At 65.0% G+C, this 12,094-nt stretch carries 11 protein-coding genes; 6 read left to right on the top strand and 5 right to left on the bottom strand.

From position 1 onward, the window contains the following. Nucleotides 1-7 precede the first annotated feature (7 nt). Both E5X34_RS09060 and E5X34_RS09055 read right to left on the bottom strand, forming a co-directional pair. Nucleotides 8-673, bottom strand: a complete 666-nt coding sequence (locus E5X34_RS09060) for a response regulator transcription factor (protein ID WP_292563206.1) — start codon at nt 671-673, stop codon at nt 8-10. Nucleotides 674-736: 63 nt separating this feature from the next. Continuing rightward, a complete protein-coding gene (locus E5X34_RS09055) occupies nt 737-1,036 on the bottom strand; it encodes a hypothetical protein (RefSeq protein WP_292116640.1) in 300 nt (99 codons plus the stop codon). A 220-nt stretch (nt 1,037-1,256) separates the two neighbouring features. Here E5X34_RS09055 and E5X34_RS09050 point away from each other — a divergent pair, with 220 nt between their 5' ends. Continuing rightward, complete coding sequence (locus E5X34_RS09050; RefSeq protein WP_292563203.1) at nt 1,257-1,643, top strand: ester cyclase; 387 nt, start codon at nt 1,257-1,259, stop codon at nt 1,641-1,643. Between the two features lie 111 nt (nt 1,644-1,754). On the opposite strand, the gene E5X34_RS09045 is transcribed toward E5X34_RS09050, so the two are convergent. From E5X34_RS09045 to E5X34_RS09035, 3 genes are all read right to left on the bottom strand, one after another. Next, a complete protein-coding gene (locus E5X34_RS09045) occupies nt 1,755-2,162 on the bottom strand; it encodes a DUF3168 domain-containing protein (protein WP_292563200.1) in 408 nt (135 codons plus the stop codon). 137 nt (nt 2,163-2,299) lie between these two features. Beyond that, a complete protein-coding gene (locus tag E5X34_RS09040) occupies nt 2,300-3,853 on the bottom strand; it encodes a trimethylamine methyltransferase family protein (RefSeq protein ID WP_292563197.1) in 1,554 nt (517 codons plus the stop codon). Nucleotides 3,854-3,865: 12 nt separating this feature from the next. Beyond that, the gene (locus tag E5X34_RS09035; RefSeq protein WP_292563194.1) at nt 3,866-6,277 is read right to left on the bottom strand and encodes an FAD-dependent oxidoreductase; all 2,412 of its coding nucleotides are present in this window, start codon (nt 6,275-6,277) and stop codon (nt 3,866-3,868) included. Nucleotides 6,278-6,389: 112 nt separating this feature from the next. On the opposite strand from E5X34_RS09035, the gene E5X34_RS09030 reads away from it, so the two are divergent. The 5 genes from E5X34_RS09030 (at nt 6,390) to E5X34_RS09010 (ending at nt 12,035) form a co-directional block, all read left to right on the top strand. After that, nucleotides 6,390-7,028 (top strand): TetR/AcrR family transcriptional regulator, encoded by a 639-nt coding sequence (locus tag E5X34_RS09030; RefSeq protein ID WP_292563192.1) that lies wholly within the window; start codon nt 6,390-6,392, stop codon nt 7,026-7,028. Nucleotides 7,029-7,267: 239 nt separating this feature from the next. Further along, nucleotides 7,268-9,424: a transglycosylase domain-containing protein gene (locus tag E5X34_RS09025; protein ID WP_292563190.1), complete on the top strand. Its 2,157-nt coding sequence runs from the start codon at nt 7,268-7,270 to the stop codon at nt 9,422-9,424. 80 nt (nt 9,425-9,504) lie between these two features. Beyond that, the gene (locus tag E5X34_RS09020) at nt 9,505-10,089 is read left to right on the top strand and encodes a DUF1214 domain-containing protein (protein ID WP_292563189.1); all 585 of its coding nucleotides are present in this window, start codon (nt 9,505-9,507) and stop codon (nt 10,087-10,089) included. Then, complete coding sequence (locus tag E5X34_RS09015; protein ID WP_127305243.1) at nt 10,082-10,630, top strand: DUF1254 domain-containing protein; 549 nt, start codon at nt 10,082-10,084, stop codon at nt 10,628-10,630. Before E5X34_RS09020 ends, E5X34_RS09015 begins: the two co-directional genes overlap by 8 nt. 397 nt (nt 10,631-11,027) lie before the next feature. Further along, nucleotides 11,028-12,035, top strand: coding sequence for a DUF2336 domain-containing protein (locus E5X34_RS09010; protein WP_292563296.1), 1,008 nt, complete (start codon nt 11,028-11,030; stop codon nt 12,033-12,035). The last annotated feature ends 59 nt before the right edge of the window (nt 12,036-12,094 follow it).

The raw sequence follows: 12,094 nt of genomic DNA, 5'->3' as shown, positions 1-12,094 counted from the left end.
TTCCGCGTCACGCCTCCGGCTCTCGCATGCGATAGCCCATGCCACGCACGGTTTCGATCATGTCGATGCCCATCTTCTTGCGAAGCCTGCCGACAAACACCTCGATGGTGTTGGAATCGCGGTCAAAATCCTGGTCGTAGAGATGCTCGACCAGCTCGGTGCGCGACACCACCTCGCCCATATGATGCATCAGATAGGCGAGCAGCCGGAACTCGTGCGAGGTGAGCTTCAGCGGCACGCCGTTCACATCGGCCTTGGACGCCTTGGTGTCCAGGCGCAGCGGCCCGCAGGTGAGCTCCGACGATGCATGGCCGGCCGCACGGCGGATCAAGGCCCGTACGCGCGCCAGCACCTCCTCGATGTGGAAGGGCTTGGTGACATAATCGTCGGCGCCGGCGTCGATGCCGGCCACCTTGTCGCTCCAGCGGTCGCGCGCGGTGAGGATCAGCACCGGCATCTTGCGGCCGCCGCGGCGCCAACGCTCGACGACGCTGATGCCGTCCATCTGCGGCAGGCCGATGTCGAGGACCACGGCATCGTAAGGCTCGGTGTCGCCGAGGAAATGGCCCTCCTCGCCGTCATAGGCCCGGTCGACGACATAGCCGGCATCGACCAGCGCCTCGGCCACTTGCCGGTTGAGATCCTTGTCATCCTCGACGACGAGCACGCGCATGGGTTGAAGCCTGTTGCTGGATAGACGTATAGGCCGATTCCGCCGGCCTGGGAAACGAGAGGGTCAGCCCATCGGGACGACGATTTCCGAGCGGCGCGGCCGCTGGCCGTCCTTGCCTGGGACGAGCACGACGATGACACAGACCTGCTGACCGCCCCGCGTCGCCTGCGACGCCTTGGCGAGCGTGCCTCCGTTCTGCGCGGCGACCTGCTGGCCGATGGCGTAGCAATCGCCGGCGGCGAGCACCACCGGCTGATCGGCCGACGGCTCGATGACCGGCAGGGCGATCGCCTGCGACGCAAGAAGCCCGGCCGCGGCAAGCGCCAGCACTGCTTTGCGGAGATGTGAGCCAAGGTTTTTCATGATCACGGTTCTAACGCATATGGGCTGAACGTGAAATGAACGGTGAACGATCGAAATCATGCCCGCCATTCCCCCTGCGCGCGTGACGGTGCCAAGGCTCCCTCAAGCCCGGCTTCGAATTCATAGCCGGAAAAGCACTTGATCCGCTACGCTTTTTGCCTGCCTTCACAGCGCACTGCGCTAGCTAGTGTAGAAACGCCGGACAGCCATGGAGGATGCGATGACGCGCGAGGATATTGCCGGTCTCTATCGGGGCTACATCGCCTGCCTGAACGAGCAGGATTGGGACAATCTCGGCCGCTTCGTCGGCGAGGAGGTGCAGTATAATGGCGAGACGATCGGGCTTTCGGGTTACCGCCGCATGCTGGAGGGCGATTTCGAGGCCATTCCCGACCTGCGCTTCAACATCGAGCTTCTGATCTCGGAGCCGCCGCGCGTGGCGGCGCGCCTGCATTTCGACTGCCGGCCCAAGGGCGTGCTGTTCGGCCTGCCCGTCCACGGCAAGCGCATCTCCTTCGCCGAGAACGTCTTTTACGAGTTCCATGAGGGGCGAATTCGCGAAGTCTGGTCGGTCATCGACAAGGCCGCCATCCAAGCGCAGCTGTAGGCCAAGGCACTTCGCGCGAAACCGATTCAAACGGCGCGCTTAAACCGTTGTTTTGATGAATATTCCGGAGCCGCCGCTCTACTCCTGGGCAACATGTTTCGGCGCAGTCTCTCAGGCGGCTTCCTGAGTTAGCGCGCGGAAGCGCAGCAATCCATGATGGACGGCCAGATCCTCGTCATAGCGGGCCTCGGCGAATTCCAGCGACAGGCGCGTCTGGCCGCGCGAACCGATCGAAAATGCGGCGCCGTCGAGCCGCGCCCTGATGCTGTCCATGATGAGGCGTGTCTCGGCCTCGCCCTGGGCTTTCGACCAGATATGCAAGGTGACCAACTGGTCGCTGTCGTTGTCGGCGCCGGTCTCGAGGTCGAAGGCGCTTGTGCGGCCGTAAGTCACGTTCGGAAAGGCGGCCTTGTCGCTCGCCTGCTCGAGCAGTCCGACGCCGCCAAGCAGCGCCGACAGCGACGCATCGGTCTTCAGCCTCAGGAACAAGGCCTGCATCAAATCGCGAGGCGCCGTCATCTACCGTCCATCGCCAGTACATATCTCCTCACGCTGCCCGGCAACGTAGCCGCGCTCGCGATCGGATGCCAGATCGCGAATCGTTTTGACTATAACGTGAATGGCGAAGGTCTCGAATTTGTTACGTTTTCGTCAAATCACGAGACCGGCGCGGCGCCGCCTTCTTCGGTGCGCCTGGCAATGAACTCGTCGAGCACGCCAGCGGTGGCGGCAGTGGAGGCCGGCGGCTGGAAGTCGGAAAGAATCCGCTTCCAGATACCGGTGGCGCGCTCGGTCGCCGTCTTCGAACCGGATTGCGTCCAATTGCCGAAATTCGACCAGTCGGCCACCAGCGGCTCGTAGAAGGCGGTGCGGTAGCGCGTCATGGTGTGAGTCGCCGAGAAGAAGTGGCCGCCGGGCTGCACTTCGGCGATGGCTTCGAAGCCGATGGCATCCTCGTCGCCCGGCGTGGTGGCGCAAAGCTCGGCGACCGTCTGCAGCGCCTCGATGTCGGTGATCAGCTTCTCCAGGGAGACGCTCAGGCCGCCTTCCAGCCAGCCGGCGGCGTGGATGCAGACGGTGGCGCCGGCCAGCACCGAGCCCCACAGCGCGAACTGCGTCTCATGTGCCGCCTGTGCGTCGGAGATGTTGGCGGCGCTGCCGCCACCGGAGCGCCAAGGCAGGCCGGTGTAGCGGGCGAGCTGGCCCGCGCCCAGCGTCGCCTTGATATGTTCCGGCGTGCCGAAGGCCGGGGCGCCGGATTTCATGTCGACATTGGAGGAGAAGGAGCCATAGACCACCGGCGCGCCGGGGCGCACGATCTGGGCGAGCGTCAAACCGGCAAGCGCCTCGCCGTGCTGCAACGTCAGCGCGCCGGCAACCGTGATCGGCGCCATGGCGCCCGCCAGGCAGAAGGGCGTGATGATCAGGACCTGGCCAGCCTTGGCGAAGTCGATGATGCCTTGCGCCATCGGAATATCCAGCTGGCGCGGCGAGTTGGTGTTGATGACGGTATAGCAATGGGCGCCGGCGCGGAACTGGTCCTCCGAGAGGCCGCGCGCCAGGCGGATCATCTCGAAACCGTCCTCGACCTGCGGCGTGCCGCGCGCGAAGATGAAGGGGAACTTGTCCGACAGCGTCAGTTGCGCCCGGTTGACGGCATAGTGGCGGAAGCGGTTGTCGATGTCCTGCGGCTCGACGCAGGGGCCAAGCATGTGCAGCACGTCGAAATGCTGGATCAGCTTGATGAATTCCTCGAATGCGGCGAGCGTGCCCGGCCGGCGGCCGCGCTCAAGATCGGTGACGTTGGGGGCGCCGGAGCCCGCCAGGAAGGCCATCGAGCCGAGCTCAAGTGTCAGGTCGCGCGAGCGGTCGCCGCCAAGTGCCGGAATGGAGCGCGGCGCCGAGGCAAGTGCTGCCTCGACCATGTCGCGGCCGATCCTGACCATCTGGCTGTCTTCGTCGACCAAGGCGCCGGCCTTGGCATAGACGGCGCGGGCCTCGGGCAGCAGCACCTTGATGCCGAGCTCCTCCAGCACGCGCAGCGCGGTAGCGTGGATGGCGGCGACCTGGTCCTCGGAAAAGATCGGCTGCGGCAGAAAGGGGTTCCTCAGCGACCGGTAGTTCGGGTGCCGGCTCGACTCGCTGCCCGCCTCGCCGGTGCGTCCCCGCCGACGCTCGCGCCTGAGAACACGTGCGGCTTCCTCAACCATGACCGTTCTTCCTCATTGCCGCATCGCTTTGCCTTCGGCGTCGTAGGGCGAGGCCGCGATGACGCGCGCCGGCCGTTCGACCCCGACAATGTGGACGGAAAGTTCGGTGCCCTCCCCGGCGAAACCGTCATCGAGCAACGCCAGGGCGACGCTCTTGCCTATGCTGTAGCCGTAGCCGCCGGAGGTGACGAAGCCGACGCGGCAACCCTTGGACCAGACCGGCTCGAAGCCGCTGGCATCGGCGTCGATAGCGTCGACCTCAAGCGTCACGATCCGTCGCGAGGCACCGGCCTCGCGCTCTTTCAGCGCCGCCTCCCGGCCGATGAAATCGCCCTTGTCGAAAGCGATGAAGCGGTCGATCCCGGTCTGGCCGGGCGTGTAGCCTTGCGTGAATTCGCGCGACCAGATGCCGAAACTCTTTTCCAGCCTGAGCGAATTCAGCGCGTAATAGCCGATCTCGGCAAGGCCGAGGCCTTGGCCGGCGGCAAGCAGTGTTTCGCGAAGCGTCGCATGCAAGGTGGCCGGACAGTTGATCTCGAAGCCGAGCTCGCCGGCGATGGAGAGCCTGGCCACCCGAGCCCGCACCATGCCGATATCGAACTCGCCGCAAGCCATGAACGGCAGGGTTTTGGCGGAGATGTCCTGATGCGTGGTGCATTCGACGATCTTTCGTGCGTTCGGTCCGGTGACGAGGAAGCCGGATGTGGCATCCGAGATGTCGGTTACGGAAACGCCTTCGGCGATGTGCGCCTCGAACCAGCGCATGTGGAATTCGCGCAGATAATAGGAGCCCATGATCCAGTATTCGCCGTCACCCCAGTTGAGCACGGTGAGGTCGCCCTTCAGCCGGCCGTCGGAACCAAGCATCGGCGCGAGCTTGGCGCGGCCAGGCTTCGGCAGCCGGCAAGCGAGCAGCCGGTCGAGCCACGCCTCTGCTCCAGGGCCGGAGACGGCGTAGCGCGAGAAAGCCGTTGTATCGACGAGGCCGGCGGCGCGGCGCACCTGCAGCACCTCGTCGCCGACGATGTCGAAGGCGTTGGAGCGCTTCAGCGTCGTGTCTTCGCGGAACCCCATCGGCGCGAAATAGGCCGGGATCTCCAGGCCCCAGGATGCCGTCCACTCGGCGCCGGCGTCGCTCATGCCATCATAGGCGCCGGGGCGCTTCAGCGGCCGGCCCGCCGGCAGGCGCTCATTGGGGAAGGTCATGACGAAGCGGCGGGCATAGAACTGGCGCGTCGTTTGCCCGAGATATTCTCGGTTGGCGGCGAAGGCGCCGTAGCGGGCGATGTCCATGCCGAAGATATCGGCTTCCGGCTCGCCGTAAATCATCCATTCGGCCAGCGACTTGCCGACGCCGCCGCCCTGGCTGAAGCCAGCCATGACGCCGCAGGCGACCCAGTAATTCTTCAAGCCCCGCACCGGGCCGACCAGCGGATTGCCGTCCGGCGTGAAGGTGAAGGCGCCGTTCACCCATTTGCGGATGCCGGCCGTGGCCAGGCAGGGAAAGCGCTCATAGGCCTTGGCAAGCTCGGGGCTGATGCGATCGATATCCTCCGGGATCAGCTCGATGCCGTAATCCCAGGGCGCGCCGTCCATGTTCCAGTGTTTCGGGTTCTGCTCATAGACGCCGAGCAGCACGCCCTTCCGCTCCTGGCGCAGATAGGAGAAGCCGTCGAGATCGACGGCAAGGCCAAGCTCCTTGTCTAGCGCCGCGACCTCCGGAATGTCCTCGGTGACGAAGTAATGATGCTCCATCGGCGTAACCGGCAGGTCGACGCCGGCCATCAGCCCGACCTGCTTGGCCCAGAGACCGCCGGCATTGACGACATGCTCGGCGACGATCGTGCCCTTCTCGGTGACGATGTCCCAGCCACCATCCGCGCGCTGCTTCAGCTCGACGACGCGGTTGCGCAGGATGACGTCGGCGCCGCGCTTCCTGGCAGCGCCCGCATAGGCATGCGTGGTGCCATAAGGGTCGAGATGGCCCTCGTTGGAATCATAGAGGCCACCCAGCACGCCGCTGACATCGACGATCGGGCAGATCTCCTTGATTTCCTCCGGCGTCACCAGCCGCGCCGTCTCGATGCCGACCGACTGGAACACCGCCCAGGCCGATTTCAGCCATTCCCAACGCTGCGGGTCGCTCGCCATGTTGACACCGCCGGTCATGTGCAGGCCGGCATTCTGGCCGGACTCGGCCTCGATCTCGCGATAGAGCTTGATAGTGTAGTCCTGCAGCGCGGCGACATTGGGATCGGCGTTGAGCGCGTGGAAGCCGGCCGCCGCATGCCAGGTCGAGCCCGCCGTCAGCTCGGCGCGCTCGATCAGCGCCACGTCGCTCCAGCCAAAGCGCGCCAAGTGATAGAGCACCGAGGCGCCGACCACGCCTCCGCCGATGACCACTGCCCGGTAATGCGATTTCACGAGCCTCTCCCCTCTCGTTGGAGGCCGTCAAGATATACGCCCCGTACACATGTGTCTAGACACTTCTGTCCAGAGCTTGCGCGCTGCTCCTCGCCGTGCCACTTGTTGGCTCATGACGATGACCGCTCCCCAGGACGAGCCGGCGCCCGGCAACATCAAGGTAACCCGCGCGGATTGGATCAACCTCGCGCTGCAGACGCTGATTTCCGACGGTATCGAGAGCGTGCGCGTGCTGACGCTGGGACAGAAGCTCGGCGTCTCGCGCTCGAGCTTCTACTGGTATTTCGAAAGCCGGCAGGACCTGCTCGACCAGTTGCTCAAGCATTGGCACGAGACCAACACCACGGCGATCGTCGAGCGGGCGCGCCGGCCGGCCGACACCATCATCATGGGTGTGATGAACGTGTTCGAATGCTGGGCCGACGAGCGCCTGTTCGATCCCAGGCTCGATTTCGCCGTTCGCGAATGGGCAAGGCGCTCGGACGACGTGCGTCGCATGATCGACAAGGCCGACGAGGAGCGACTGCTGGCCATACGCGACATGTACCGCCGGCACGGCTATGAGAGCGAGGACGCCTTCATCCGCGCCCGCGTCCTCTACTACATGCAGATCGGCTATTACGTGCTCGACCTCAAGGAACCGGTCGAGGCACGTGTCAGCCATCTCGCGGCCTATCTGCGCTCCTTCACCGGACTGGAGCCGAGCGAGGCGGATGTGGCGCATTTCATGCGCTTCATCGCGGCGCGGTGATATCGCCCTCGGTATTTTTTTACGCAATTCCGGACGGAAAACCGCTGCTCACTTTTCCAGGAAGTGCTCACTTTTTCTGGAATTGCTCGGGGCACAATCAACCATGGCGTTCAACAAAGCCTGGGTGTGGCTTCGCTGCCCTTGTGAGTGGTGCTAAAATGGTCGATTAGTCTGACAGGGAGGGCGCCCCGGAACTGCCACGGCTGTTTCGGGCGGAAGTGCCGGGGTGGAATTCTGGAATGGACAATCCCTCTAAACCACGCAGGAGAAGAGGCCGGATCGCTTCGGCGCTGCTCGCCGTGGACGCGTGGCTCGATAGCTCGCTCTACGAGATCGGCTTCAAGGCACGCGAATTCTGGGAAGCGGCGACCATCTTTTCCCGCCGCTTCCGTGTGCAGGGCTGGCGCCGCGCCATCGTCGAGGTGCTGAGCGAGGGCTTCACCATGGGCGCCGGCGGCTTCGTGGTGCTGCTCGCGCTTGCCATGCCCGCCTTCGACATCACCACCGGCGACTGGCGCAACCAGGGCGACTTCGCCGTCACCTTCCTTGACCGCTACGGCAACGAGATCGGCCAGCGCGGCATCATCCAGCGCGATTCCGTGCCGGTCGACGAAATGCCGGACATCGTCATCAAGGCGGTGCTGGCGACGGAGGATCGGCGTTTCTTCGACCATTACGGCATCGATGTGCTGGGCCTGTCGCGCGCGATCTTCGAGAACGTGCGCGCCAATTCGGTGGTCCAGGGCGGATCGAGCATCACGCAGCAGCTCGCCAAGAACCTGTTCCTGTCCAACGAGCGCACCCTCGAGCGCAAGATCAAGGAAGCCTTCCTGTCGCTGTGGCTGGAGGCGAACCTCTCCAAGAAGGAGATCCTGCAGCTCTATCTCGACCGCGCCTATATGGGCGGCGGCACGTTCGGCATCGAGGCGGCGGCGGATTTCTATTTCGGCAAGAGCGTCAAGGATCTGAACCTTGCCGAGGCAGCAATGCTGGCCGGCCTGTTCAAGGCGCCGACGAAATACGCCCCGCACATCAACCTGCCGGCGGCGCGCGCGCGCGCCAATGTGGTGCTCTCCAACCTCGTCGATTCCGGCTTCATGACCGAGGGCCAGGTGCTGCAGGCGCGGTTGCATCCGGCCGACGTGGTCGACCGCGGCGAGCAGAAGAGCCCGGACTACTTCCTCGACTGGGCCTTCGACGAGGTGAAGAAGATCGCCAAGCCCGGCCAGCATTCGCTCGTCGCCCACACGACCTTCGACGCCAACATCCAGAAGGCGGCCGAGGAGTCGGTCGAGTTCCATCTGAGGCAGTTCGGCAAGGAATACAACGTCACCGAAGGCGCGGTGGTGGTGATCGAGACCAATGGCGCGGTGCGCGCCATCGTCGGCGGCCGCGACTATGGCGCCAGCCAGTTCAACCGCGCCACCAAGGCGTTGCGGCAGACCGGCTCATCCTTCAAGCCCTATGTCTATGCCACCGCGATGGAGCATGGCTTCACGCCGGACTCGGTGGTTTCGGGCGGCGCCATCAGCTGGGGCAACTGGTCCCCGCACAATTACAGCGGCGGATCGGCCGGCAATGTCACGCTGCTCACGGCGATCGCCAAGTCGATCAACACGGTGCCGGTGCGGCTCGCCAAGGATTACCTCGGCATCGGTCCGATCAAGGCGATGGCCGAATCGATGGGTGTCGAATCGCCACTGGAAGCGCACAAAACCATGGTGCTGGGCACATCCGGCATGACGGTGATGGACCAGGCGACCGGCTACAGCGTTTTTGCCCAGAACGGTTTCGTCGGCTCGCGCCACGGCATCACCCAGCTCGTCACCCGCACCGGCGAGGTGGTCTATGACTGGGCCAAGGACGCGCCGCCGCCACACCGCGTGCTGTCGGAAAAGGCGCTGAAATACATGAACACCATGCTGGCGGCGGTGCCGGTGATCGGCACGGCGCGGCGCGCCCAGCTCCCCAACATCGTTGTCGCCGGCAAGACCGGCACCACGCAATCCTACCGCGACGCCTGGTTCGTCGGCTTCACCGGCAATTACACGGCGGCCGTCTGGCTGGGCAATGACGACTTCACCGCAACCAACAAGATGACCGGCGGCTCGCTGCCGGCGATGGTCTGGCAGCGCCTGATGGTCTATGCGCACCAGAACATCGACCTGAAGCCCATCCCCGGTCTCGACCATCCGTTCGTCGACCCGGAGGTCGCGGCCAAGGCAGAGGAAGCGGCCAAGAAGGAAGCCGACGCCGCAGAGGCGCAAGCCGAGGCCGAACGCCCGCCGGTGCTTTCCAGCCGCACGACCCAGACGCTGAGGGACATGACCAAGGCGTTCCAGGCCGCGCCCGTGCTCGATGCCCCCGCTCTGCCGGAGACACTTTCGGCGCTTTAGGACGGCGCTTGCGTGAAGCCGGCTTGCCACGGCACCCCGCGCCGCGATATCCCGGGCAACCTCCTCTGTTTGCGGCTCTCATGCTCAAGAACGCCATCCTGACGCTGCTTTCGCTTGCCATGGCCATCGGGCTTGGCGGCTACAGCGTCTGGTACGCGCTCAACGCGCAGGATGGGGTCGGGGCGATACGCATCGGCCAATGGACGGCCTTCCCCGAAGTCGGGACTCTCGCCGCCGACCCCTATTCCAAGGCGCGCGTGGCGCGCGAGGGCGTGCTGGCGCTCGGCCAGGCCGAGGGGCTGGCCTTCGTCGCCGAGCGTGACGATGCAGGCGAACCGCTGAAACGCGAATGCACCTACACGATCGAAGGCGGTTACCCGACCGCCCGCTTCTGGACGCTCTATGCCGCAGATCAGTCGCTTGGCGTGATCGATACCGGCAAGCCGAGGCAAGCGGCGCTGCAGTCCTACGAAGTGCTGCGGCGGCCCGACAATTCGGTCGTCATTTCGGTCGGCAGCCGCCCGGCGCCCGGCAACTGGCTGCTCACCGGCGGATCCGGCAAGATGTATTTCGTGCTGACCTTCTACGACACGCCGATCGCCTCGAGCACAGGCCTCTCCGACGTGACGCTGCCGCGCATCCTGAAGGCGGGCTGCAATGCGTAGGCTGCTGCACGCCCTCATCCTCGGCCTGCTCGGCGCCGGCATCGTGCATATCGTCGTGCTGTTCCTGGTGCCGGAATTTTCCGAGCGCGATGCCTGGTCGCGGCTGGCGATGGCCTCCGACCTATACAAGATGACACGGCTTGACGCCGAAGCCGGCGGCGCACCGGTGGTGAAATCGGTCGATCCGCTATTTTATGCCGCCGCCTGCCGCTTCAACCTTGCCGACGGCCTGGTGCGGATCAAGGCGCCCGGCGACGTGCCGTTCTGGTCGGCCTCGGTCTATGACCGCGGCGGCCACAACATTTATTCCTTCAACGATCACAACGCCAATGGCGAGAAGCTCGATACGGTGGTGCTGACGCCGGCGCAGATGATCGATGTGCGGCGCGACCTTCCGGAGGATCTGCAAGGCGCGATCTTTGTCGAGGCGCCGATCGAGGAAGGCATCTTCGTCGTCCGCGCCTTCGTGCCGGACGAGAGCTGGAAGCCGATCGTGTCGCGCTTCCTCGAGCAGAGCAGCTGCGAATTGCAGGACGACTGAGAAAGGCGAGCCCGTTCAGTGATGCGGCTTGGCGGGCGGCGGGGAGACTGGCCTGTCGGAGCCGCTGTCGCCGGGCCGGGCCGCAGCGTCCTGCGGGTGCAACTCATAGCGGACGCCGGGGAAAATGATCACCGCCGCCGTATTGGTGTCGTGACTTGCTCGATTTACAGGTGCCGCACGCGGCACAAAAGACAGGACCATGCCCATGGTTCGCGCATTCCCTCTCGGTTTGACCGGAGCACAACGCAACGCCTCCAAAGTTGATTAAGGGGCGTAGAGGGTTAACGGAGCGCTAACGGATCGCGGCTAATTTGATGTTTGTTTTTCCTGGAGTTGCGAACCGGCCCGGCCGGATTGCACGGTTCAGGAATTGTGTCGAGTGTCGGGCGTATCCTCCGTGTCATCTTCGGATTTCAGGCAAATCGCTATCCGGACCGAAGCGGGAAAGGCCGAAAGGCTGTTCCGCGCCGCGGTGTCGGCCTTCTGCTCGCTGACGCGCCCTTCACGACGCGAGATCGCCCAGCTCGAGGACCTGACGCTGCCGCTGTTCGGCGAGGTCTCGGTCGAGTCGCGCCGCTATGTCGCCGCGGCCCTTTCCGAGTGCGAATACGCGCCGACCGCATTGGTGCGGCGGCTGGCGGAGGAGCCGGTCGAGATCGCGGCCCCCCTGCTCACCCGCTCCAACGCGCTGAGCGACATCGACCTCATCGCGCTGATCGGCCGGCATGGGCTGCCGCATGCGCGCGCCATTGCGCGCCGCAAGGAGCTCAATCCGACGATCGCCGACCTGATCCGCGCGCTGGAAAGACCGACGCTGGTCAAGACGCGACCGCCGGAAACGGTCACGAAGCTCACGCCGAAACCGGAGCCTGTGGCCAAGGCGGACGCCGACCGTGCCGCATCCGGCGAAGCGGCGGAGAACGCGCGGCGCCGCCTGCGGTCGATGATGCGCCCGGCCGGCGACACTGCCGACGTCAATACCTTCCTCGGCCAGCCGGCCTATGTGAGGCTGCGCGAGACGGCGCTGACCGGTAATGCGGCCTTCTTCCAGACCGCGCTTGCCGACGCGCTGGAGATCGACTTCGCGACTGCCCGCTCGGTGACCCGGCAATCGGACTATACCGCCCTGCTTGCGGCGCTGCGCGCTCTCGACCTCAGCGAGGACAGGGCCTTCCTGATCGCGGTCGCGGTCTATCCCGGCGAATTCCCGCATCCGCAGGCGATCCGGCTGTTCCTCGACCGATACCGGCTGCTGCACCGCGAGGCGGCGCTGGACAAGGTGCGCGCCTGGAAGGCCGAGACCCTTTCGCGTGCCATCCGCGACAAAGCGGCTGACACGATCGGTGGCGGGCGACGCGCCGCGTCGAACGGCGACGACGCGAACTCCAGCCTCAAGGCATCCTGACCGGCCTCAATCGCTTCGCGCTGAAAGGGACCAGGGGACGCGCTTTTTAAGCCTTCTTT

This window comes from Mesorhizobium sp. (assembly GCF_004963255.1).
Taxonomy (GTDB): Bacteria; Pseudomonadota; Alphaproteobacteria; order Rhizobiales; family Rhizobiaceae; genus Mesorhizobium.
The sequence above is the reverse complement of the archived record's forward strand: the minus strand, read 5'-3'. Positions and strand labels throughout refer to the sequence as shown.